General features: G+C 40.7%; 20 protein-coding genes. 18 read left to right on the top strand and 2 right to left on the bottom strand.

Annotated features, from left to right (window positions below; all coding sequences use genetic code 11):
• Nucleotides 1–360: 360 nt before the first annotated feature.
• Nucleotides 361–2,241 (bottom strand): tRNA uridine-5-carboxymethylaminomethyl(34) synthesis enzyme MnmG, encoded by a 1,881-nt coding sequence (gene mnmG / locus CDG62_RS08630; protein WP_087526455.1) that lies wholly within the window; start codon nucleotides 2,239–2,241, stop codon nucleotides 361–363.
• 253 nt (nucleotides 2,242–2,494) lie between these two features.
• Between mnmG and CDG62_RS08625 the strand changes: the two genes are divergently transcribed.
• The 8 genes from CDG62_RS08625 (at nucleotide 2,495) to purD (ending at nucleotide 10,480) form a co-directional block, all read left to right on the top strand.
• Complete coding sequence (locus CDG62_RS08625; RefSeq protein ID WP_087526456.1) at nucleotides 2,495–2,845, top strand: hypothetical protein; 351 nt, start codon at nucleotides 2,495–2,497, stop codon at nucleotides 2,843–2,845.
• 136 nt (nucleotides 2,846–2,981) lie between these two features.
• Nucleotides 2,982–3,869, top strand: a complete 888-nt coding sequence (locus CDG62_RS08620) for a bile acid:sodium symporter family protein (protein WP_087526457.1) — start codon at nucleotides 2,982–2,984, stop codon at nucleotides 3,867–3,869.
• A gap of 45 nt (nucleotides 3,870–3,914) precedes the next feature.
• Nucleotides 3,915–4,796, top strand: coding sequence for a bile acid:sodium symporter family protein (locus CDG62_RS08615; RefSeq protein ID WP_087526458.1), 882 nt, complete (start codon nucleotides 3,915–3,917; stop codon nucleotides 4,794–4,796).
• A 114-nt stretch (nucleotides 4,797–4,910) separates the two neighbouring features.
• The gene (gene prmA / locus CDG62_RS08610) at nucleotides 4,911–5,813 is read left to right on the top strand and encodes a 50S ribosomal protein L11 methyltransferase (protein WP_087526459.1); all 903 of its coding nucleotides are present in this window, start codon (nucleotides 4,911–4,913) and stop codon (nucleotides 5,811–5,813) included.
• 18 nt (nucleotides 5,814–5,831) lie between these two features.
• Nucleotides 5,832–6,731, top strand: a complete 900-nt coding sequence (locus CDG62_RS08605; RefSeq protein WP_087526460.1) for a DUF3426 domain-containing protein — start codon at nucleotides 5,832–5,834, stop codon at nucleotides 6,729–6,731.
• A gap of 380 nt (nucleotides 6,732–7,111) precedes the next feature.
• Complete coding sequence (fis, locus tag CDG62_RS08600) at nucleotides 7,112–7,381, top strand: DNA-binding transcriptional regulator Fis (RefSeq protein ID WP_001086304.1); 270 nt, start codon at nucleotides 7,112–7,114, stop codon at nucleotides 7,379–7,381.
• Between the two features lie 91 nt (nucleotides 7,382–7,472).
• Nucleotides 7,473–9,047 (top strand): bifunctional phosphoribosylaminoimidazolecarboxamide formyltransferase/IMP cyclohydrolase, encoded by a 1,575-nt coding sequence (gene purH, locus CDG62_RS08595; RefSeq protein ID WP_087526461.1) that lies wholly within the window; start codon nucleotides 7,473–7,475, stop codon nucleotides 9,045–9,047.
• A gap of 149 nt (nucleotides 9,048–9,196) precedes the next feature.
• Nucleotides 9,197–10,480: a phosphoribosylamine--glycine ligase gene (gene purD / locus CDG62_RS08590; protein WP_087526462.1), complete on the top strand. Its 1,284-nt coding sequence runs from the start codon at nucleotides 9,197–9,199 to the stop codon at nucleotides 10,478–10,480.
• A gap of 50 nt (nucleotides 10,481–10,530) precedes the next feature.
• Here the strand turns inward: purD and CDG62_RS08585 are convergent, their stop codons facing one another.
• Nucleotides 10,531–11,619: an AraC family transcriptional regulator ligand-binding domain-containing protein gene (locus tag CDG62_RS08585; RefSeq protein ID WP_087526463.1), complete on the bottom strand. Its 1,089-nt coding sequence runs from the start codon at nucleotides 11,617–11,619 to the stop codon at nucleotides 10,531–10,533.
• Between the two features lie 204 nt (nucleotides 11,620–11,823).
• On the opposite strand from CDG62_RS08585, the gene CDG62_RS08580 reads away from it, so the two are divergent.
• The 10 genes from CDG62_RS08580 (at nucleotide 11,824) to CDG62_RS08535 (ending at nucleotide 25,326) form a co-directional block, all read left to right on the top strand.
• A complete protein-coding gene (locus tag CDG62_RS08580) occupies nucleotides 11,824–12,717 on the top strand; it encodes a 3-hydroxyacyl-CoA dehydrogenase (protein WP_087526464.1) in 894 nt (297 codons plus the stop codon).
• Nucleotides 12,718–13,328: 611 nt separating this feature from the next.
• On the top strand, nucleotides 13,329–14,204 hold the full coding sequence (locus CDG62_RS08575; RefSeq protein WP_087526465.1) for a MetQ/NlpA family ABC transporter substrate-binding protein: 876 nt from the start codon (nucleotides 13,329–13,331) through the stop codon (nucleotides 14,202–14,204).
• A 73-nt stretch (nucleotides 14,205–14,277) separates the two neighbouring features.
• Nucleotides 14,278–15,303 (top strand): methionine ABC transporter ATP-binding protein, encoded by a 1,026-nt coding sequence (locus CDG62_RS08570; RefSeq protein ID WP_087526466.1) that lies wholly within the window; start codon nucleotides 14,278–14,280, stop codon nucleotides 15,301–15,303.
• Nucleotides 15,300–15,995 (top strand): methionine ABC transporter permease, encoded by a 696-nt coding sequence (locus CDG62_RS08565; protein WP_086207757.1) that lies wholly within the window; start codon nucleotides 15,300–15,302, stop codon nucleotides 15,993–15,995. The genes CDG62_RS08570 and CDG62_RS08565 overlap by 4 nt, the downstream gene beginning before the upstream one ends.
• Nucleotides 15,996–16,048: 53 nt before the next feature.
• Nucleotides 16,049–16,723 (top strand): hypothetical protein, encoded by a 675-nt coding sequence (locus CDG62_RS08560; protein ID WP_228254436.1) that lies wholly within the window; start codon nucleotides 16,049–16,051, stop codon nucleotides 16,721–16,723.
• 182 nt (nucleotides 16,724–16,905) lie between these two features.
• Entirely contained in the window at nucleotides 16,906–20,475 is a 3,570-nt protein-coding gene (gene dnaE / locus CDG62_RS08555) for a DNA polymerase III subunit alpha (protein WP_087526467.1), read from the top strand.
• A 33-nt stretch (nucleotides 20,476–20,508) separates the two neighbouring features.
• Nucleotides 20,509–21,357: an RNA methyltransferase gene (locus CDG62_RS08550; RefSeq protein ID WP_087526468.1), complete on the top strand. Its 849-nt coding sequence runs from the start codon at nucleotides 20,509–20,511 to the stop codon at nucleotides 21,355–21,357.
• Nucleotides 21,350–22,159 carry a serine O-acetyltransferase gene (gene cysE / locus CDG62_RS08545; RefSeq protein WP_087526469.1) on the top strand — a complete coding sequence of 270 codons (810 nt, stop codon included), beginning with the start codon at nucleotides 21,350–21,352 and terminating at the stop codon, nucleotides 22,157–22,159. Before CDG62_RS08550 ends, cysE begins: the two co-directional genes overlap by 8 nt.
• A 123-nt stretch (nucleotides 22,160–22,282) precedes the next feature.
• Complete coding sequence (locus CDG62_RS08540; RefSeq protein WP_087526470.1) at nucleotides 22,283–23,185, top strand: ABUW_2363 family tetratricopeptide repeat lipoprotein; 903 nt, start codon at nucleotides 22,283–22,285, stop codon at nucleotides 23,183–23,185.
• Between the two features lie 134 nt (nucleotides 23,186–23,319).
• A complete protein-coding gene (locus CDG62_RS08535) occupies nucleotides 23,320–25,326 on the top strand; it encodes an esterase/lipase family protein (protein ID WP_087526471.1) in 2,007 nt (668 codons plus the stop codon).
• The last annotated feature ends 79 nt before the right edge of the window (nucleotides 25,327–25,405 follow it).

Raw genomic sequence — 25,405 nt, 5'->3', positions numbered from 1 at the left:
TTTTATTTCTTCTAAAATTGCCACTTGCTACGTTTAGGTCACTTTTCTTCAATACGCACTAATCCTTTAAGTGCTTCATTATTGATTCTGTCATACATTTTTGATTACTCAGGATTCGACTGCTCTTCGATATATTCAGGCGTATACGATATACAAGGTTTTCGTAATAAGCGCTCATACCATTTTTGCGTAACGTCTAAATCGGCATTAAAATAGAGCCCTTTTTCATACAAATAACCAATTTTACATTTTTATATTGTAATGACATTACTTAACTTTTTTTTATTGTGATGTATAGCGCACTGATTTTGCCCAAAAAAAAGCCCGCATAAAACGGACTTTTTCAATAACTTTCAAAGATTAAGCAGATTTTTTCGTTTGTGCATTTTTACGGATCGTAATCATGATCAATTGCACTGCTGCAGGTGTTACCCCCGGAATACGATTTGCTTGAGCTAATGTCTCAGGGCGTACATCTTTCAATTTTAAAGTAATTTCACGAGATAAACCTGAAACCACATCATAATTAAAATCGGCTGGAATTTTAGTTTCTTCCAAACGCTTCATTTGTGCAACGTCTTCATGCTGACGGTTAATATAACCTGCATATTTCACTGCGATTTCAATTTGATCACCCACTTGTGCAGAAACTTCTGAACCTGTGAGTTGTGCAATTTGAGCAAATGAAATATTCGGACGTTTGAGCAAATCAATCGCAGAACACTCTTTCGATAAATCCGCACCTGTCATTTCGACAAACTTTTTACCCATTGGGTTGTTTGGTGCTGCCCAAAGGTGTTGTAAACGACCTGTTTCCAGTTCAACTGCTTCCATTTTTTCACAGTAAGCAACCCAACGCTCGTCATCCACCAAGCCCATTTCACGGCCCACTGGAGTTAAACGTTGATCCGCATTGTCTTCACGTAACATCAAACGATATTCAGCACGTGAAGTAAACATACGGTACGGTTCTTTCGTACCTAGCGTAATCAAGTCGTCCACCAACACGCCCATATAGGCTTCATCACGTTTTGGTGTCCATTGCTCTTGATCCCACGCACGACGCGCAGCATTTAAGCCTGCAAGCAAGCCTTGCGCACCCGCTTCTTCATAGCCTGTCGTACCATTGATTTGGCCGGCAAAGTACAAGTTATTGATGGCTTTGGTTTCTAAAGTAAATTTCAATGCTTGTGGGTTGAAGTAATCGTATTCAATCGCATAACCTGGACGTAAAATGTGCGCATTTTCCATCCCGCGAATTGAACGAACCAACTCAAACTGCACATCAAATGGCAGTGAAGTTGAAATACCATTTGGATAAAGCTCATGTGTATCTAAGCCTTCCGGCTCTAAGAATACTTGGTGTGAGTCTTTATCAGCAAAACGGTGAATTTTGTCTTCAATAGATGGGCAGTAACGTGGACCCACGCCTTCAATAACACCAGTGTACATTGGTGAACGGTCTAAACCACCACGGATGATGTCATGGGTTTTTTCATTGGTGTGTGTGATATAACAATTCACTTGCTCAGGGTGCATAGACGCATCCCCCATGAAAGACATGGTCGGTGATGGGAAATCACCTGGCTGTGGAATCATCACAGAAAAATCAACCGAACGGGCATCAATACGTGGTGGCGTACCTGTCTTTAAACGACCCACTGGCAAATTCAACTCACGTAAACGGTGTGCTAATGAAATTGAAGGTGGATCGCCTGCACGGCCACCACTTGATTTTTCAAGCCCTACGTGGATTACACCACCCAAGAAGGTTCCTGCTGTGAGTACCACTGTTTTCGCATCAAAGCGAATACCCATTTGGGTCACAACACCTTTTACGGTATCACCATCAACAATCAGATCATCTGCCGCTTGTTGGAAAATATCGAGATTTGCTTGGTTTTCTAAAGTGTCACGAATCGCAGCTTTATAGCGAATACGGTCTGCCTGCGCACGTGTTGCACGAACGGCTGCACCTTTCCGTGAGTTTAGGATACGGAACTGAATACCACCTTTGTCGGCAGCCAATGCCATAGCACCGCCCAGGGCATCAATTTCACGCACCAAATGTGATTTACCAATACCACCAATTGCTGGATTACAGCTCATCTGCCCTAAAGTCTCAATATTATGAGTTAAGAGTAAAGTCTGTCGCCCCATACGTGCCGCAGCCAATGCTGCTTCTGTACCTGCGTGACCGCCGCCGATAACAATGACATCGTAAACTTTAGGATAATGCATAGTGGTAAAGGAGATTAAAAAATGATAACGAAAGATTATAGCAAATTTTCAATTATAAGTTGACAGATTCCGTGGAAATTATTGTATATGCGCTACCGTGCTTACGGCACTAGCGATAGGTTTCTGTAATTTTACTTGCAGTGCAATAGCAAAAACTCAACAAAGGATGCGTTTTGTTACCTGAAAAGCCTTGCATTAATTTGATCATTTTTTATGCTATAAGTTGATCATACAACAACCAAAGGTAAGCATTATGAATAAGAAGATTCTTTTTTCATCCATTCTCTGCGGTTTATTTTTTTCGCCTTTTGTATCAGCCAATGATAAAGTTGAAAAGGTCTATGATAGTCAACGTTATCAACAAGTCTGTAAAGGCAAGTCTCAAGGAGCAGCGGTCAGTTTTGCCTATCGAGGTATTATTTGGAATGGTACCTGTGAAACCCAATTTTTCCCAAGCTCAAAAAATGCCAATATTCATGGTGATGAAGCTGAGTTAACCAGTATTTGTCAAGGTGACTCGAATGCGACATCGATTAATATCGAAGGTAAAGAAATCAAAGGTAAATGCGCCCTTGGTTTTGTGGCACCTAAACCAAGAATGTAATCAAAACGGCTTAAAGCTCATGCTGTATTGAGGGTAAAAATAGTCCATTTTTACCCTTTTTTCTATCTTGTAAATTATTGAATTCTGTATACACTCAAAAAACATTAAAGATAAAAACGAATAAAAAAGGTATTCCATGGATTCGGAATTGTTTACAGTTTTTTTGCCTTTGACTTTGGCCTTGATGATGATGGGTCTTGGTTTACATCTACGCCCAGCTGATTTCTATAGGCTCACACTACACCCCAAAGTCATTTTCATCGCGCTATTTTCACAGTTAGTTCTATTGGTAGGCATTGCTTTTCTCATTTGCCAGTTTTTAAATTTAGCGCCTATATTTGCGATTGGTTTGATGCTCGTTGCAGCCTCACCAGGTGGACCAACGTCAAACCTGTTGACCTATTTATTTAAGGGTGATGTTGCACTGAATATTACTCTTACAGCCACAAATTCCATCATTTCAACGCTCACCCTCCCATTTATTATTAATTTTTCACTGATGTATTTTCTACAAACATCTCAACCCGTTGACATGCCCGCCATGAAAATGATGAAGGTCTTTTTCATCACTCTACTACCTGTCAGTATGGGCATGTTTTTACGTTATTACTTTCCAAAACTTGCCGACAAATTAAACCACCCAATGCGTATTTTGTCTGCGAGTTGTCTTATTTTTATCTTTTTTCTCGCCCTGTACTTAGAACGACATAATTTTGTTGAATATGTGTTTGAGATTGGGCCAGCTGTAGCCTTATTCTGCTTCTGTAGTATGTTTATTGGTTTTTTTGTGCCACAACTTGCCAATATTCCAGAAAAACAAGCCTTAACCTGCTCCTTTGAGATCACTATTCACAACACCGCACTTGCCATTACGGTTGCCCTGTCAGTTTTAGGCAACACCGCCATGGCGATTCCTGCCGGTATTTATTCCATTTTCATGTTTATATTTGCTGCGTTATTAGGCCTATTAATTTCACGAAGAAATGACAGTTTATTTTTGAAGAAAGAGACCGCAGCTGAATAAGCTTACGGTCAAGATTTACTATAATTTTAAGGAGAATATGCACATATGGATTCAGGAATTATAACAATTATGTTACCCCTAGCTCTTGCCATCATCATGATTGGTTTGGGCTTAGAGTTAACCCCGAAGGATTTTGCACGTGTGAGCAAACATCCCAAAGCGGTATTGGTTGCTTTATTCTGCCAATTGGTACTTCTTGTTGGGATTGCCTTTGTGATTTGCAAAGTACTCAACTTACCGCCACTTCTTGCCGTCGGCTTAATGCTTCTAGCAGCCTCTCCTGGTGGTAGTACTGCAAACTTATTTAGCTACTTGTTTAAAGGTGATATTGCGCTCAATATTACCTTAACCGCGATTAACTCCGTTATTGCAGCGTTTACCTTGCCGCTAATTGTCAACTTTGCCATTCAGTACTTTATGCAAGATGGACAACATGTCAGTATGCAGTTTAGTAAAATCATACAGGTTTTCTCAATTATTCTTATCCCTGTTTGTATTGGTATGTTGATTCGCCACTATGCACCCTCTTTTACCAAGAAGCTGAATAAGCCATTGCGTATTTTTTCTGTTGTATTTTTGGTCTTAATCATTGTTGGAGCAATAGCCAAAGAACGTGCACATATTCTGGAGTATCTAACTCAGGTCGGTTTAGCCACAGTCATTTTCTGTATTTGTAGTTTAATGATTGGCTATTTTGTACCGAGACTACTCGGGATCAATAGTGCTCAAGCACGGGCTTGTGCATTTGAAATTGGCATTCATAACAGCACCCTTGCCATGACCATTGCACTCACCGTGATGGCCAGTACCACCATTGCCATGCCCGCAGCAGTCTATTCTATTTTTATGTATATCTTTGCTGCCATCTTTGGGACATTACTCAACCGTTATGCTCCATCGGTTCAAACCCGTACAGAGCAGGCCTAAAACGGATGTGAGTCTAAGGATGCTTCGGCATCCTTTTTTATTTTGAGGAATGCTGTTGAACTGCCCCCCGTTCCGTTACAATATTTATTTATACATAAATATTAGGTTATTCCTGTGAAGTGGTTACAAATTCATATTACGGTTGATCAAGCGCAAGTCGATTTTACTGAAACCCTTTTAGAATCTTTGGGTGCAGTCAGTGTCACATTAGATGATGCAGAAAACCAAGACTTACTTGAACCACTTCCAGGTGAAACGCCACTTTGGAATAAAGTCATTGTGACGGGTATCTATGCGCAAGAAGAAGATGAAGAAATTGATGTCAATGCATTAGAAACGTTTATTCGCACTCAAATGCCTGACGCACCAATGCGTAGCGAATTTCTTGAAGACCAAGAGTGGGAACGTACATGGATGGATGCCTACGAACCAATTCAAATTGCTGACAAATACTGGATCGTTCCTGAATGGATGGAAGCACCAGAACCAGATGCGGTGAACATTAAACTTGATCCAGGCTTAGCTTTTGGTACAGGGAACCATGCATCTACTTTTCTTTGCCTGCAGTGGTTAGGTAAAACTGATGTTAAAGATAAAATCGTGATCGACTATGGTTGCGGTTCAGGTATTTTAGGTGTTGCTGCTCTACTCCTAGGTGCAAAAAAAGTCTATGCCACAGACATTGACCCTCAAGCAATTTTAGCCACTGAACAAAATGCAGCACTCAATGGCGTGGCTGAAAACCTATATGTCGGCTTACCAGATGAGTTCAATTTAGAACTGGCTGACCAAAAAGCAGATGTTTTTGTTGCAAATATTTTGGCAGGTCCGCTCATGATGTTAGCGCCTGAATTCGCAACTTTGGTTAAATCTGAGGGAGAGTTCGCACTTGCTGGTGTAATTGAAGAGCAAGTTTTTGATGTTTCTAGTGTTTATTCTGAGTTTTTTGATATATTAGAGGTCGAGAAACGTGATGAAAACTGGTGCCGAATCTCGGGTAAACGCCACACCCTTTAAATGAACTCTTAATACACTATGAGCGACAAACAAACCTCTTGCCCTAAATGCCTAACCATCTACAAAGTAAGTGTTGCTCAACTCACGGTTGCGCAAGGTATGGTTTGTTGCCCAAAGTGTTCAATGACCTTTAATGCACTCTCACATTTAACCACGGGTCATATTTTTGGCACAGGAGAGGAAAAATCGACGAATCAAAATGACATGAGTATGTCTTCGAACTCAGCATTTTCCTCTCCTCATGTAGACAGCATACATTTTGATTTATCGCAATCTGCTGCGCTTTCAATGTCGACATCAAATTTGCTTGATATTTTCAACCTGAAAGTTGAGCACTCCAACATTGACCTCAAAACATATTTAAACAATTTAAATTATTTTAGTACCGATCTTATTGGTAACTATCCTGCCATGAATTTGGCAGACAACAATCCAACGAAACCGCAAAAAAGCCCGATGTACTATATACTTTGGGGTCTGATAAACTTCAGCTTATTGGCGCTATTGTGTTTCCAATACTTATGGTTTAATCCACATATCCTCAATAACAGTCCCGCATTAGGCGCAACCTATAATAAAATTTGTCTTGTACTGAACTGTAGTAGCCTACAAGAACGTTACAGCCTAATCAGCATTAATAAAGTAAAAGTAAAACGCATTGAGGCACAGAAAACTCAATTTTCGGGTGAGCTGATCAACTATCATGACACTAGTCTGCCCCTACCAGATCTTAAGGTCATTTTAAAAGTGGATGGTGAAGTCGATTCAACCTATCAACTGCATGCAAATGAATATTTAATTGACAGTCTAGTTGGAATTAAACGAATTCCTAAAAATAGTCCATTCAAATTCAAATTTAGCCTACCAGTCAGCCGTAAAAGCTTCAATCATTACAGTTTAGAAATAGTCCAGCCCTAAAATTTAAAAAAAATGTAAAAAAAGTGAAAAAAAATGCAGTTTTCTTGCTCACTTTTTCTTAGACAATGGTATGATACGCGCCACGAAAGCTTAGTGCTGCAATCTCCTCAGTCTTTTAATACAAATAGAACATCAGCAAAAATACGCGTTATACTAATATCGCGTATCGAGCAGATTTTTTTGTTTAAAAAAGGTCGGTAACAAATATTTAACTATTGTTACGCTTATATTTCGACCAACTTAGCGATATTGTGGCATGCTAAATGTACAGTTTTAGAACTATTCGTTTTAGGATCTAAAACGAAGTTCATTTTAATTTTAGACCACTTTATATATGTCACTTTACCCAAGTGATATTTAGATTTTTCGGATTAATTCGCATGAATAGCAAATCTCCTATTTTTACTGCACAGTCTGATGTCGCTCTTCGTATTCACGTAGATCGCGCAGTTCGCCACTATTTTGCACAACTGCAAGGCGAGCAACCATCTCAGGTCTACGACATGGTGCTAGCAGAAATGGAGAAACCTCTTCTATCTGTAGTTTTAGAATATACCCGCGGCAACCAAACACGTGCTGCGGAGATTCTAGGCCTCAACCGTGGTACTTTGCGTAAAAAGTTAAAAGCTCACGGTTTAATGAGTGAATAAATGATAAAATGCTTGCGGCTTCCGCGGGCATTTTTTTTTACCTGCTATTTTTGGCTTTTTGTTTTAATTCTTGATAACTGTGACGAAGATCATGACCATTAAACGCGCTTTAATCTCTGTTTCCGATAAAACTGGCATTGTTGAGTTCGCTCAAAACCTTGTTGCTCTAGGGGTAGAAATTTTATCTACTGGCGGTACATATAAGTTGTTAAAAGACAACAATATCGCTGTAGTTGAAGTTTCAGAGCATACTGGTTTCCCAGAAATGATGGATGGTCGTGTAAAAACGCTACACCCGAAAATTCATGGTGGCATCTTAGCTCGTCGCGGTCTAGACGAAGCTGTGATGGCTGAACACAATATCGATGCAATAGATCTTGTAGTTGTGAACCTTTATCCATTTGCTGCAACAGTCGCTAAACCGAACTGTTCACTTGCAGATGCCATAGAGAACATCGACATCGGTGGTCCAACTATGGTTCGCGCTGCTGCGAAAAACCATGCGTCTGTAGGTATTGTTGTAAATGCTTCTGACTATGACACCGTTGTTGCCGAGCTTAAAGCAGATGGCGCGTTGTCTTATGAAACTCGTTTTGATTTAGCAGTCAAAGCTTTCGAACACACTGCACAATACGATGGCATGATTGCTTCTTACCTTGGCGCGCGCGTAGGCAAAGCTGAAGGTGAAGCGGACAAGTTTGCTCGTACTTTCAATACACAGCTCAATAAAGCTCAAGACTTACGTTACGGTGAAAACCCGCACCAATCAGCTGCATTCTATGTAGAAAGCACAGCTACTGAAGCCTCTGTTTCAACAGCGAAACAACTTCAAGGTAAAGAGCTTTCTTATAACAACATCGCGGATACCGATGCAGCACTTGAATGTGTTAAATCTTTTGCTAAACCAGCCTGCGTCATTGTGAAACATGCAAACCCATGTGGCGTTGCAGTTTCATTAGACGGTATTCAAACCGCTTATGACTTGGCTTATGCAACTGACCCAGAATCTGCTTTCGGTGGAATCATTGCATTCAACCGTGAGCTAGATGTAGCAACTGCACAAGCAATCGTTGACCGTCAATTCGTAGAAGTAATCATTGCTCCAAGCATTGCCGATGGCGTACTTGAAGTCACTGGTGCAAAGAAAAATGTTCGTGTATTGGTGTGCGGTGAATTACCAGCGATTGATGAGCGTGCTCCGCAGTTAGACTACAAGCGTGTTAACGGTGGTTTATTGGTTCAAGACCAAGACTTGGGCATGATCACAAAAGATGATCTAAAAGTTGTGACCAAACGCGCACCAACTGAAGCTGAAATTGATGATTTGATCTTCGCTTGGAAAGTTGCGAAATACGTGAAATCAAATGCCATTGTTTATGCTAAAGGTCGTCAAACCATTGGTGTAGGCGCAGGTCAAATGAGCCGTGTTAACTCAGCGCGTATTGCTGCGATTAAAGCGGAACATGCCGGTTTAGTGGTTGAAGGTGCGGTTATGGCATCGGATGCATTCTTCCCGTTCCGTGATGGTATTGATAATGCAGCGAAAGCAGGCATTAAATGTATTATCCAACCAGGCGGTTCTATGCGTGACGAAGAAACCATTGCTGCTGCGGATGAAGCAGGCATTGCGATGGTCTTTACTGGTATGCGTCACTTCCGTCATTAATTGATTAGAAGTCATATTTATTAATCCCCCTAAATCCCCCTTTGTAAAAAGGGGGACTTTTCACGTAAGAAACCTTGGTTTTCATGCGTGATCCCTTCCCTTTTTTAAAGGGAGGTCGGGAGGGATTCTTTTCTTTGAGGGATTTTTAGATGAACATTTTAGTTTTGGGTAATGGCGGTCGTGAACATGCATTGGCATGGAAAATCGCACAAGATGAGAAAGTTGCAAAAGTATTTGTAGCTCCTGGTAATGCAGGAACGGCAACAGAAAACAAATGTGAAAATGTTGCGCTTAACATTTTAGACAACCCTGCCATTATCGAATTTGCAAAAAATAATGCGGTTGATTTAATTATTGTTGGTCCAGAAGCACCGCTTGTAAATGGCGTAGTGGATGCTTGCCGCGCGGCAGAGCTTAAAATTTGGGGTCCAACACAATTTGCTGCACAGTTAGAAGGTTCAAAAGCGTTCGCAAAACACTTCTTAAAACGCCACAACATTCCTACTGCATTCTACGATGTATTTACTGAAGTCGATGCCGCGAAAGCATTTGTTGAAAAAAATGGCGCGCCAATCGTGATTAAGGCTGATGGTCTAGCTGCTGGTAAAGGCGTGATTGTTGCTATGACTAATCAAGAAGCCTTTGATGCGATTGATGACATGTTGGCGGGCAATAAATTTGGTGATGCCGGTTCACGTGTCGTGATTGAGCAGTTCCTTGCGGGTGAAGAAGCCTCTTTCATTTGTATGATTGATGGCGACAACATTTTACCTATGGCTACTTCACAAGATCACAAACGTATCTTTGAAGGTGACCAAGGTCCAAACACGGGTGGCATGGGTGCTTACTCCCCTGCTCCAGTGGTGACCAGTGAAGTGTTTGATCGTGTCATGGCTGAAGTAATGCGTCCAACTGTAGAAGGCATGAAGAAAGACGGTCATGTGTATACAGGTTTCTTATATGCTGGTTTGATGATTGATGATGCAGGTCAACCACGTGTGATCGAATTCAACTGCCGTTTTGGTGACCCTGAAACTCAACCGATCATGATGCGTTTACAATCATCTTTGGTTGATTTAGTTGAAGCAGGTATTGCAGGTAATCTTCCAGCAGAAGCTGCATGGGATGAGCGTAAAACTGTAGGGATCGTACTTGCGTCTAAAGGCTACCCTGAAACTTCAAGCAATGGCGATGTAATTTCTGGTTTAGACACAGAAATGACTGATGCGAAAGTGTTCCATGCTGGTACCAAAGTCAATGAAAATGGCGACATCGTGACTGCGGGTGGTCGTGTGCTTTGTGTGACTGCACTAGGCAATACCATTGGTGAAGCACAAGCCAAAGCCTTAGAACTTTGCCAAAAAGTAACATTTGATGGTGTTCAATATCGTAAAGACATTGGTTACCGTGCTATTGCTCGTGAAAATTCGTAATTAAAGTAGTCAATGTACTTTTAAAAAACCCGCTTTTAAAGCGGGTTTTTTTATTGCAATCCACTGCGAATCTTTTTTAATTGTCGTGGCGTCACACCAAACCAATTTTTGCAGGCACGACTTAATACCGACTGTTCGGAAAAACCTAATATAGAAGCAATTTGACTCATCGATGCTTTTGAGTCAGCCAAATATTGCAATAACAGCTGTTGTCTGAGCTTATCTCTGATCTGCTCAAAGCTAGTACCCTCTTCATCCAATTTACGTTGTAAGCTTCGAGGATGCATCGCAAGCATATTTGCAATTTCAGTTTTATTCGCTTTTGGGCCCGACAGATGAATACGAATTGCATGTCGAACACGATCGCTAAATGAACCTTGATGACTGCGAAAACTCCGCTCCAAATAACTATCTACAATTTCCCGTAAGCCATGATCAATACTGTCCAAAGTAATATTCAACATATCTTTATGGAAATACAAAGCTGCATGTTGTTGATCGATCATGACTTCCGCATGAAAAAATCGTTTATACACATTTAAAGGAGCAACGGGACTATGTGGCAGTGCAACTTTCATCGGTTGATAACGTTCACCACTTAAATAACGAAGAACCCGATGACACACAGCGAGCCCCATATCCATGGTTTGTCGTTTACTCAAAATACGTGTAGCGTCATGCAACTGAATATCAAAAATAAGTTCAACAATATCCGAGTTGGGCTCAAAAAAATCTGTACGAACACGGTCATTGATATATAAGCGTAAAGCAGAGCCATGTAAAAATAGCAAATCCGAACTGTATTTAATCACTTCATGAAGTGTCGTTGCACTTTGTAAGATCAGCCCTAGCACACCCAAAATACCAATATCTTGATACTGCGAGATGCGTAAACCTAAATCCGCAGATTTGGCATGTTGCGCACTTTCTTCTAGAAGTTGGATCAGTGCTATATGTGAAATCCATGCATTGTCATCTTGTAATTGTGCAAGTTGAATTTTATGCTTGGCTAACAATGGTATTGGGTCAATGCCTAGTTGTTGCATTACCTCTAAATAGCCACGTAGCCCTGAACTATGTACCATATCATCATGGATATTATTCCGGTATTCAACTTCGATTGAATCATCCTGATTCATTCCAACAATCCTTGTCTCAATCCGTCAAAAATTTGACTCATTACGTCAAGTTAGCATAAAAAAGCCACGGCAGAATAGCCCTATGATCAATTTATTTGTTCATGAATTCCGTACATCAAACATACAAATACGATGATGCGATTAAATGTAGCACATGGATATGAAAGCCACATTTTCCACCAAGGATAAAACAAGGAATATCGAATGAATTTTAAAAATGTAACGGTTGCTGGCAGTGGTGTACTCGGTTATCAAATCGCGTTTCAAACCGCATTCCACGGTTTTAAAGTAACAGTGTATGATATTAACGACGAAATTCTTAATAAAGCCAAAGCTAAATTTTTTGAATTATCTGAATGTTATAAGCGCGATCTTAATGCAACCCAAGAACAACTTGACAATGCATTCAATAATCTTAGCTATCAATCCAACCTTGTAGAAGCAGTCAAGGATGCAGATTTGCTAATTGAAGCTGTGCCAGAAGATGTCAGTATTAAAACTGATTTTTATGAAAAATTAAAACAAGTTGCACCAGCTAAAACCGTTTTTGCAACCAATACTTCAACGCTTTTACCAAGTCAGTTTGCTGAAATTACTGGGCGACCAGAAAAATATGTCGCATTGCACTTTGCCAATTTGATTTGGGTCAACAATATGGCAGAAATTATGGGTCATGCGGGTACGGATCCACAAGTATTTGATGATTTAGTTGAATTCGCTAAAGCAATTGGTATGTTGGCTTTACCAATTTACAAAGAGCAACCAGGTCACCTTCTAAACTCTATGTTGGTTCCATTTTTAATTTCAGCCACTGAACTTTGGGTCAAAGAAGTTTCAGAACCTGCAACCATTGATAAAGCATGGATGAAATCTTTTGGTTCACCACTAGGTCCATTTGCGATCTTAGACATTATTGGCATTAACACGGTTTATAATGTTGCAAAACTTAATGTTGATACCAACCCGAATATGGCACCTCTTTTAGAAAAATTAGACGCCGAATTTATTAAACCTGGTCATTTAGGAATGTTGGCAGGTAAAGGCTTCTACAGTTATCCAAACCCGACTTATGCATCTGAAGATTTTCTAAAATCTTAATTGATTCACTAGCTGAGTTAAATTGGTGAGATACACACTCAACCCAAAGTCTTCATTCAGACCGAGTGTGTATCTTGTTAGCAAATGAAAATGCTGCGAGGAATGATCAAACAAATTTCTTTTATTCATAAAACTATGCCCAATTCAGATAAATACAATAAACAAAACAAACATATTGCCATTTACTCCTTTTATCTATTTTTTGTATTTCTTTTGGATAAAATCTTATAAAGCACAAAATTTATGCAAATTATTATTTTCAAACAAATTAATTAAAAATAATATATTGTTTTCATTATAAAATTGCAGACAAATCATAAACTCTTAATATTTAAATAAGATAAGTATTAAACTTTTATGCTCTATATCGAATATTAGTTTGTTGATATGATGTGCAAAATTTAACGATTGAGCAGTGATGTTTCTAGTGAGTTGAAAAAGTTAATCTTTTGAAAGTGAAATCCCATATTCGACTGATATCGAATTGCACACTTGAAAAACTCACATTACAGTCGTATGCATCAAATCAGGAATACCTGATTTAAATCAATTGATCTCTCTATAGTTCAGGTAAGTTATGCCTCATTTGGATGCTTACTCGGGAAGAAAAAATGAAAAAAATTCTAGGAATTGCACTGGGTTTATCTGTTGTTTTAACAGGTTGTAGTAAACCTGAAGCACCTGCAACAGATGCAGCTAAAAAGGATGCAGCAACCACGGCTGAGCAAACGGTAACAATTGCATCGACAGGGTCTGATGCGGACATTTGGCGCTATATTGCAACTTTGCCAGAAACCAAAGAAGCAGGTTTAAAATTAGACATTAAAAACTTCACTGACTATGTTGCAATGAACACCGCTGTTGCAAACAATGAAGTCGATGTCAACGCATTCCAATCTTATGCTTATCTGGTTGCCTACAACGAAGCAAACACAGCGAAGATTGCTCCGCTTTCTACCACCTACCTAGAGCCAATGGGTATTTACTCAAGCAAAGTAAAAACACTGGCTGAGTTTAAAACAGGTGCAACGATTGCTATTCCAAATGACGGTGCGAACGAATCACGTGCATTGTTATTATTACAATCTGCAGGTCTAGTGAAGTTAAAAAATGACTTTGACTTTGTGAAAGGTACTTCTAAAGATATCGTTGAAAATAACAAAGCACTCGTAATCAAGCCTATTCAAATGGCAACAGCTGTTCGTGTGAAAGACGAAGTAGATGCAATTGTTTTAGGAAATACCCTTGCAATGGAAGGTGGTTTAAACGTATTGAAAGATGCGATTTACTATGAGCCAATCGACCAAACCACAAAAATGAACGTCAACGTTCTTGCTGTGGCTGAAGCACGTCAAAACGACCCAGTACTGAAAAAAGTCGGGGAACTTTACCATGTCGCTGCAGTTGGCAAATATGTTCAAGAACATTTTGGCGGCACAAAAATTGATGTGAACAAGCCAGTAAGCTACCTTACTCAAGCTAAATAGTAATATAATCAAGTCAACGAAACAGGCAAAGTCTCTTTGCCTGTTTTTTCATTTTTGTGTAGTTTTTGACGATATGATTCAATTTAAAAACATTTCAAAGCACTATCAGCTGAAAGGCCAAACCATTCCTGCACTGGACCAAATCAATTTGGACATTCCAGAAGGCAGTATTTTTGGCATTATTGGCTATAGTGGTGCAGGTAAAAGTACCCTCATTCGATTGATCAATTTACTTGAACGCCCAACACAAGGCCAAGTGATTATCAATCAAAAAGACTTTACTGCATTAGATGCAAAAGCATTACGTCAAGAACGTGCAAATATTGGCATGATTTTCCAGCATTTTAATTTACTGCAAACCAAAACTGTTGCAGCCAATATTGAAATGCCAATGAAACTTTTAGGTTATAGCAAAGCTGAACGTGAAAAACGTTTAAATGAGCTACTTGAGTTTATTGACCTCAAGCATAAAAAAGAAGCTTATCCAGACGAGCTCTCGGGTGGTCAAAAACAACGTGTGGGTATTGCTCGTGCGCTTGCCAACCATCCTAAAATTTTACTTTGTGATGAAGCAACTTCTGCACTAGACCCACAAACTACCAAGTCGGTCTTAGAATTGCTCAAAAAAATCAATCAAGAGCAAGGCATTACCATCGTCATGGTGACGCATGAGATGGATGTGATTCAAAGCATCTGCTCCCATGTAGCCGTGATGGAACTCGGCAAAGTAGTTGAAACAGGCAAAACGGTGGACTTATTTAGTCGCCCGCAACACGCAACAACACAGAATTTTATTCAAACGATTTTGCATCAACAGTTACCGATTAAACTGCTGAATAATTTGGAGCATAAGCACCATCACAGTATTTATCGCTTACAGTTCCTTGGTCAGTCTGCACATGAAACCGTGATCCAAAATTTAATTAAACAGTTTGATATTAGTCTCAATATCCTGTTTGCAAACATGATTGAAATTGATGGCAATGTGATTGGCCAAATGTTTGTTCAGTTATTAGGGGATGAAACTTTAATTACTGAAGCAGTGGAGTTTTTGAAACAGCATGGTGTGGCTGTTGAGCAATCAGGAGAACTGGCATGAGAGATTTAATTGTCCAGTGGTTAACTCAAATTACTGCGCCGTTTTGGAAAAGCTCTTTATCTATTGATCAGTTCATTACCGCTTTGCAAGAAACCTTTCATATGGTGTTTTTTGCAATGCTGTTTGGCTGTATTTGGGGCTTTATTCAGGCTATCATTTTATTGGTCACACGTCCTGATGGTATTTTACCCAACAAAGCGATTTATCACATTCTTAACCCGATTGTGAATGCCCTGCGCTCTCTGCCTTTTATTATTTTGTTGATTGCAGTTCTACCTTTAACCAAACTCATCGTCGGTACATCTATTGGCACGTGGGCTGCAATTGTTCCACTCACCATTTATGTTGGACCATACATTGGTCGTTTGGTCGAAACGTCATTGCTTGAAGTGAATGAAGGCATTATCGAATCTGCTCAAGCCATGGGCGCAACACCGCTACAAATCATTTTTAAGTTTATTTTACCTGAAGCACGTAGTTCACTGATTTTGAACTTAACCACAGCCACGATTAGCTTAATTGGTGCAACCGCGATGGCTGGTGCTGTGGGTGCAGGTGGTATTGGTGATCTTGCTATTTCTTATGGTTATCAACGTTTTGACACCAGTGTCGTGATACTTACGGTGATTGTGTTGTTGATCATGGTGCAAATTGTACAATCCGTTGGGGATTGGCTGTCTAAACTACGCTAACAAAATCAAGCTCTCAATATTGAGAGCTTTTTTTCAGATTTAAATTTTATATAATGACAACACAAAAAATTCAAAATTACGACTTTAAAATCACCACCATGAAAACACCCATTTTATTTCTAAGTATAAGTCTTTTGCCGATACTCAGTCATGCAGTGTCAAATACTTATGACTACGTCACCAGTGTGAAAGTGAATCAGGTCGAACTGAATGCCCCTGTAACAGCACATCAAGTCAGTCAATTGCTCACTCAATCGAATGGAAAAGTCAGCAAAGAATATGCCGAATGTACAGGTAACTATGAATACAGTACCGCAAATGCCCAATACAAAACCCTAAAGTTTGAAATTTTTAACGAAGATAATCCCAAGATTCAGGCCGAAAAATTCTATAAAGACAAAGCGAATTTCAAACAACTCGGTCAAACCAAAGGCCGTGTTTGGCTTAACTGGAAAAGTACTCAAGGCATGAGCGAAAACATACGCGTGCAAAATATTCAGATCACACCCAATTATACTTTGCAGCAATTTAAACAAGACTTTAAATACAGTGCGCAAGATATTGCAGCATCAGGTCAAGCCCAAGTCCTGCTCTTGCAGCCCAATGAAATCAAAGCCTTTCTGAAAGAAACGCAAAACTTTGCCCCACCCTACACGGCTTATCTCAACTTCGGTTTTAAAAATGGACGGCTAAACAGTTTTGCCATTCAGCAAGCAGTGGCCTGTTAAAATCTTTTTATGCAAAGAACAAGGACTGACATTGCCTTTTCTAAGTCATTTTAAAGTTACTGATAATAAAATGTACAGTCCAAACACTACATGCTATTAAATTTTGCCAATTCATTTGAATCGCACTCAGAATGAAGGCAGAGCATGTTAAACTATTTAGCGGTTTTTGCAGGGACTCACTTATGCACTTTGTACATCTTGGTATTCATACAGAATTTTCAATCACAGAATCAATTGTACGTATACCTGATTTAGTCAAAGCTGCTAAGGCAGAAGGTATGCCAGCCCTTGCCATTACTGACCTATCTAACTTACATGCTGCTGTAAAATTTTATGGTAAATGCTTAGATAATGGCATCAAACCAATTATGGGTTCAGAAGTTCGTTTGAACGATGCTGAACATCGCGTAACTTTATTGGCGATGAGCAATGTTGGCTGGCGTAATCTGACTGAACTGGTTTCAGAAGGTTTTATCCGTGGTCAACAGCTTGATATTCCTTGCGTTGCAAAAGACTGGATTTTAGAGCAAAACCACGACCTGATTGCTCTACTTGGCATGCAATCTGATGTCGGCAAAATGCTCTGTACATCAAATCCGCAAAAAGCTGAACCTTTACTCGAAGAATGGATTGCAAAGTTCGGCAATCGTGTTTATTTGGCTTTATGCCGAACAGGCCGTTCAGGCGAAGATGACTTCAACTATGAAGCTTTAAAATTAGCTAAAAAATATAACATAGGTGTGGTTGCGCACAACGATGTGCATTTCATGAAAGAAATGGACTTTGAAGCACACGAAGCCCGGGTCTGTATTGCCGATGGTTATGTACTAGGGGATAACCGCCGACCAAAAAATTACTCTCCAGAGCAATATTTTAAATCTGGCCAACAAATGGCGGAATTATTTGCAGACATTCCCTCTGCAATTGAAAATACTTATCAAATTGCTAAACGTTGTAACGTTACCCTGCAATTAGGTAAATACTTCCTGCCTGACTACCCTATTCCTGAAGGCCATACCATTGACACCTACTTTGCGCATTTGTCCAAAGTAGGTTTAGAAGAACGTTTAGACTTTTTATATCCGCCAGAAACGCGTGATGAATACTGGCCTGAAAAACGTAAAGAATATGATGATCGTTTAGAGTATGAAATCGGGACCATTCTTAAAATGGGTTTCCCGGGCTACTTCTTGATTGTCATGGACTTTATCCAATGGTCCAAAGGTAATGGCGTGCCCGTTGGTCCAGGCCGTGGTTCAGGTGCAGGTTCGTTGGTTGCCTACAGCTTAAAAATTACAGATCTCGACCCTCTCCCATACGGGCTACTTTTTGAACGCTTCTTAAACCCAGAACGTGTTTCAATGCCCGACTTTGACGTCGATTTCTGTATTGCTGGTCGTGACCGTGTCATTGACTATGTGGCGCGCACCTATGGACGCGATGCAGTATCACAAATTGCCACTTTCGGTACCATGGCAGCCAAAGGTGCTATTCGTGATGTGGCACGTGTCTTGGGTAAATCCTATGGTTTGGCTGACCGAATCTCAAAAATGATTCCGACCAAACCTTTAGGTTTAAGCCTTGAAGAGTCGATTGAAGCAGAGCCACAACTTAAAGACATTGTCACCAATCCATCCAACCCAGACAATGACGATGCGGCTGAAATTTGGGAAATGGCATTAAAACTCGAAGGCATTACCCGTAACACAGGTAAACACGCAGGTGGCGTGGTCATTTCCCCAACTAAAATTACCGACTTTTCTGCCGTCTTATGTGACGCAGATGGTACAGGCCGTGTTGCGCAATACGATAAAGACGACGTTGAATCTGCAGGTCTGGTGAAGTTCGACTTCTTGGGTCTACGTAACTTAACGGTTATTGAAGATGCCGTGAAGAATATCAATAAGCGCATTAAGCTAGATGTACCTTTAGACATTGCCTTCATTCCACTTGACGACAAAGATGCATACCTCATCTTTGCCAATGCCAACACCACAGCGGTCTTCCAGTTTGAATCCGTGGGCATGAAAAAAATGCTCAAGGAAGCACGCCCAAGCAAATTTGAAGAAATTATCGCCTTCGTATCCCTTTACCGTCCAGGCCCGATGGACCTGATTCCGGACTTTATCCACCGTATGCATGGTGGTGAGTTTGAATATCTCCATCCCCTGCTTGAAGGTGTACTTGAACCGACTTACGGCATTATGGTTTACCAAGAACAGGTGATGCAGGCAGCACAGTATTGTGCGGGCTATAGCTTAGGTGGTGCGGACTTACTTCGTCGTGCGATGGGTAAGAAAAAGCCCGAAGAAATGGTCAAACAGCGCCAAATTTTCACGGAAGGTGCAGCCAAAAAAGACATTGATGAAGCCACTGCCAACCATATCTTTGACTATATGGAAAAGTTCGCAGGATATGGTTTTAACAAATCGCATGCCGCAGCCTATGCCCTTGTAGCTTATCAAACTGCATGGCTCAAAGCGCATTATCCAGCTGAATTCTTAGCGGCGGTGATGTCATCGGAAATGCAAAACACCGATAACGTGGTGTTTTTGATTGATGACTGTCGACACAATGATATAGAAGTATTGCCACCTTCGGTCAATATGTCTATCTATCAATTCCATGCTTCGGACGACAAAACGATCGTCTATGGACTCGGTGCAATTAAAGGCGTCGGTGAAGCTGCGATGCAGTCAGTCATTGACTCGCGTATTCAAGATGGGCCGTATCGTGACTTGTTTGATTTCTGCCACCGTATTGATCTGAAAAAAATCAATAAACGGACTTTGGAAGCCTTGATTCGCTCAGGTGCGTTGGACTGTCTTGGCATTGAGCGCTCCAGTTTAATGGCGCAACTTCCAGAAGCAGTACAGGCGGCGGAGCAAGCTCGTTCAAACCGTGAAACAGGCATCATGGACTTGTTCGGTGAAGTTGAAGAAGTACAGCGTAAACCTGCCAAACCAGTAAAACCGTGGTCAGATGAAGTCCGTCTCAAAGGTGAAAAAGACACCTTAGGTTTGTATTTAACTGGTCACCCAATTGATGTATACCGTGCAGAGCTGAAAGCATTTATTCCAAATAAAATCAATGAACTCACCCCTACACGCCGTGGGGTAACCACTGTTTTTGCTGGTCTTGTGGTCGATGTAGCCAACTTTCCAAACCGAATGATGGTCACCTTAGATGATGGGACCTCACGAATTGAAGTCTCTGCGAATCATGAACGCTTTATGCGTTTTAAAGACATCATTCAAAATGAAAAAGTGGTAGTGATTGAAGGTGAAATTTACGAGCGTGAAGGCTTTGACCGTCCAATGGGACGCTTGACCAAAGCATTTACCCTAAATGAAATTCGCCAAAAACGTGCCAACTGTATTCAAATTCGCCTTGACCCAACGCATAGTACGAAAGCACTGAACCAAGATTTGAAAAATATGCTTACACCCTTCTGTAATGTCGATATGTGTAATCACATTCCGCTACAATTACTGTTGGACTACCCGTATGCCACGGCTGAATTGCACTTAGGGATCAATTGGAAAGTGGCACCGCTAGATGAACTGCTGTCTAAACTTCGTGACTATTTTGGTAAAGAAAATCTTTATGTGGAATATCAAGTCAAATCTAAAGCTGCCAAAGCGGTCAGCTATGAAGAAGCCAAACCCGTAGATGTACCACCGCCACCTGCGGATATGAGCATGGATGATGCCATGGACTTATATCAGGCTGAGGTCGGTCAGTTCTCTTAATTATTTAAAGTTTAAAGATTCATTGGAAAAATCATGAGCCAATTTGACAATGCCGCTGTTTCAGCGCATCTCTCCCATGTGCGTATTGTCATGGTCAATACCACACTCCCTGCAAACATTGGTAGCGCACTGCGTGCTATGAAAACAATGGGACTCTCAAAACTAGTTTTGGTTGCACCAAAAACCTATCCACATCCCGATATTGATGCTTTGGCTGCGGGTGCAACGGATTTAATCGCGCAGATTGAAATTGTTGAAACCCTTGCCGACGCCATCAAAGATTGCCATTTAGTGTTTGGAACCAGCGCGCGTAGTCGTACCATTCCTTGGCCTTTGCTAGACGCACGTCCTGCGGCTGAAAAATCAATTTCAGCAGTAGTGAATGATCAACAAGAGGTTGCTGTGGTATTTGGCCGTGAAGATCGCGGACTGACCAACGAAGAACTGGCCTTGGCCAACTATCATGTCACCATTCCTGTAAATACAGACTATGGTGTACTGAATGTGGCTCAAGCGATTCAAGTGATTTGTTATGAAATGCGTATGGCAACCTTAGCTGTTGTAGAAAGTGGTGCAGATGAAGCTGCAACTATGCCTGTAACAGATACTGAGACTATGCAATGGGATGAGCCTTTGGTCACACATGAGCAAATGGAACAGTTCTATCCACACATTGAAAAAATGTTGGCCGAGATTGAGTTTTTAGATCCAAAAAATCCTCGATTACTGCCTTTACGCTTGCGTCGTCTTTTTGGACGTATACAATTAGATCGTATGGAATATCATTTACTTCGTGGTATTTTTAGTCGTGTACAAGCCTTAAATAATGGCACATGGAAAAAGTCAAATACGGACCAAACAGAGGATCAATCTAATGCTTAAACAGCTCAAAGAAGATGTACAAGCTGTATTCGCGCGCGATCCTGCGGCACGAAACACTTTAGAAGTTCTAACCACATACCCAGGTATCCACGCCTTGATCATGCACCGTATGGCTCATGAGTTATGGAAAAAAGAATGTAAAGGCTCAGCTCGTTTATTGTCTTCTTTTAGCCGTTTTGCAACAGGTATTGAAATTCACCCAGGTGCAAAAATTGGTCGTCGTTTTTTTATTGACCATGGCATGGGTGTCGTGATTGGTGAAACCGCTGAAATTGGTGATGATGTGACCCTATATCATGGTGTCACTTTAGGTGGAACCACGTGGAATAAAGGTAAACGCCATCCGACCTTAGAAGACGGTGTAGTTGTTGGTGCAGGCGCTAAAATTTTAGGCCCCTTTACTGTCGGTAAAAATGCCAAAGTCGGCTCAAATGCAGTTGTGACCAAAGCTGTTCCAGCCGACACCACCGCAGTTGGCAACCCAGCGCGTTTCATATCAAAAGATAAACCTAAAGATGAGGCTGAAACACATCGTCGTGATTATGCAGAAAGTATCGGCTTCCAAGCTTACGCTGCAACGCAAGACCAGTCAGACCCTATTCTTGAAGGCATGCGCATCCTGCTCGACCGTATTCAGTTGAATGAAAAACGTATGAATACCTTATGCCAACGTTTATCTTTACTTGACCCAACCTTTAAAAAACAGCAACAAAATGAACAACCCTTTAGTGCTGAAGAACTGAAAATTTTGGAAGATGTACGCCGCGAATGTGAAGCCCAAAGCCTCCCATCCAATGACTAAACATGAAAAGTGTTAGTTTTTGAAAACCTGCCTATAGCAAACCTTGCATGTTCATCAGAGTTTTTTTAGACTGACGAACATGCCTTTTATACTACTTCTTAAAATAATGAATGGATGAACCTTATGATGCTTAAACCCTTAGCGGTTGCTGTTCTTGCTGTCTCTTTTTTAACAGCATGTAGCTCAAACCCGACGAAGAATAATAACGATACCATCGTTTTTACAGAGCCTGAATTAACTGCACCATTTTATGCACTCAATCCATTTAATTATGATGCACCACCTCCATTTGAAATTAACTTAAAAAAAGCAGCAGCTCAACCTGTAACCCAAATGGAAGTGACCCGTTCTGACGATCCATCGAAGAAATTGGTTTTAGATACTAACAAGCTGATTATCCCGACTGTTAACAGCAAAGACCGTCAGTTAAAGTTTGCTGTACTGGCAAGTGACAATGAAGTCGATATTACTGAAATTGATGACTTTTTACAGTTGGTTGAAGGCAAGGCACGTCACTACCCACCCCGCTTCACAGAACGCCAAGAACGTAAAGGTTTTGAGTTAAAACTAAAAGAAGTGACACAACAACTCGATACGTTAGCATCAAAAGACAATGCTTCATTTGATGTACTGATTCGTGCATTCAAAGCCAGTGTTATGGCACGTAATTTAGACTTAGGTTCAGTCTACACCACCAAGTCTTTAGCTTATGCCCAGCGTATTTTAAAAATTAACCAAGAAGACCCTGAAGCAAACTTCTGGTTTGGTTTTGCTTTGTCTGAAGGTGGTGGTCAACGCGAAGCAATGCCATATCTTGATAAAGCAATGAAATTTGGTGTTCAGGAAGCCTATTTAGCGACCGCAAATAACTACATCGCTATGGAACAAAAGAAAAATGCAGTGCAAACTTTGAAAAACTACAAGCTGAAATATCCGCAAGAAGCTGAAGTTGCGGATCGCTTAATTAATGAAATTGAAAAACAAGGTCGATGGAATGTTTGGCAAGTTCTAAATACTGCAAAATAAACTGTACTGATGAGTTCATTTAAGCTCAATAGACCGATTTTTCGGTCTATTTTTATTTTAGGCGAATTGATAAATCCAAGAATTATCGTATGATTTAAAAAATTCAAAAGAATAAACGGTAGTCGACGCCTTTTATGCCTAAATACATCCGTAGCACCTTGATGGTAACCACCCTATTTTCGCTCTTGAGTGGTTGCCAAGTGGTCAGTGTAAAAAATCAATCACTGAACGTCACGATTACCAACGAACGTGAAAGTATTTTAACGCGGGATAAACTCAGTGAAGCGAGTCTAAACGTACTGTCTATGACAGGTCGAGAAGCCAAAATCTGTTCAGAGCAACCTGAAGAATGTGTCAGTGAACTCAGACAAATTCCACAAATTCAGGATGAACAGCTCCTCTCTACTGCCAGCGAACTCTATCTCGCTAAAGCAATTTCCTTAGAAAAATCATCTGCCTGTAAAGTGAGTATTTTAGCCAAGACCCAGTCTGAAGAAAAAAAAGCGCTACAAAAACAAAACTACCAAAGCTGCCTAGATCAGCAACTCGGTATGCTAGATAAAAGCATTCGCTACAGTTATGCCTACATGTTTAACACCAAACGTGGCCCTCAAGATCGTATTTTTGATAACCGACAAGTCCAACTCCGTGACTTTTATAACCAAGCAATCGCTAAACTTGTACATAGTTATGGACTACGCCATGGGCCATCTGAAGTCGGTAATCAAATAAAAGTGGGGCAAAGTATTTACCGTATTAATTATGAAAACTACCCACTTCTAAAAAACCGTCAAGTTGAACAACTGATGTCAACTTACAATATGAACTTTTCAGGTCTGCGCTCTATCACACGACGTGATGGTTTTGGTTCAGAGTTTCTGATTGTCCTCCCACCCGAGCACAACGACACCTCACCTGAAAAAGCCAAATATATTGTCGATCCACTACATTATCAGTACACCAATGGTCGTAATCCCAACATTCACAATGCCCGTTATTTAGCGGCAACCATTACCGCACAGCCACGCTCTGCATCCAGTATCGATGAGATCTTAAATAATCCTGAGTTTGAAATCTCAGCTTATGATCCTTATAAGTTTGAATCTGCAACAATTGCAGGCAAAAGCTATCCTCTAGCTGCGAACTTTTCTGCGCCTTATGGCTTATGGTTAGCACAAAACAACTTAGGCAAAGCCGCATATTTATCACTGATTGATCGTGATGCACGTCTCACCATGCCTCACCTATACATGCTTGAGCCGTATAATCCAAATAAAAAAGTGGTGGTGCTCGTTCACGGTCTAGCCAGTAGTCCAGAGGCCTGGATTCGTCTGACAAATGATGTAATGGGCGATCCCGTATTACGTGAGCACTATCAAGTTTGGCAAGTGTTCTACTCGACCAATATGCCAATTTTAGAAAGTCGTTTTCAAATCTACGCGATCATTCAACAAAGTTTTAATTTGGTCGATAGCAAAGCTCCTGCCAAAAAGGATGCCGTGCTCGTGGGACATAGTATGGGCGGCATTATTGCGCGGCTTTTGGTGAGCGATGCTGACTTAACTCCTGCTGCAATGAAACTACTACCCAATCGACGTGTGAAACAATTTAAAAATGACCCTCTGTTTAAATCACGCCTCGACATTCAACCCATTCCAAACTTTGGCCGGGCTATTTTCTTGGCTGCACCACATCGTGGGACAGAATTTGCTGACCGTTGGTTTACCCTTGCAGCACGTAAAGTCATTCGTCTACCAGGTGCATTTTTAGGGGCGCTGACAGACGTTATACAAAGCAGTGACCCTGACCTACAAGAATTCATTAAAGATGTAGATAATGGACTCATTCAAAATGGACCAAGTGATCTTAGCAAGAACTCTAACTTTACTCGGTTAACTAAAAATGTCGTTCCATACAAAGGCATGAAATTCCATAGCATTATGGGGAATGCGACCAAAAGTAATGACCTCAATATTATTACAGACGATGTTGTGCCTTATACGAGTGCCCATCTTGAAGGTGCATTGTCTGAGAAGATTATTAAAGGTGGACACTCTATTCAAGAAACGCCTGAAGCCGTTTTAGAGTTACGGCGTATCCTGCGGTTACACCTGACTGAACTCGGTTTATATAAGCCTTAAACCTTAAAAAGCCTAAACAGATGTTTAGGCTTTTTTATTTCTGCTTTATGCCTAACTCCTACAGCAATAGTCACTTGGC

It is taken from the genome of Acinetobacter sp. WCHA55, from assembly GCF_002165305.2.
In the GTDB taxonomy this organism is placed as follows: domain Bacteria; phylum Pseudomonadota; class Gammaproteobacteria; order Pseudomonadales; family Moraxellaceae; genus Acinetobacter.
The sequence above is the reverse complement of the archived record's forward strand: the minus strand, read 5'-3'. Positions and strand labels throughout refer to the sequence as shown.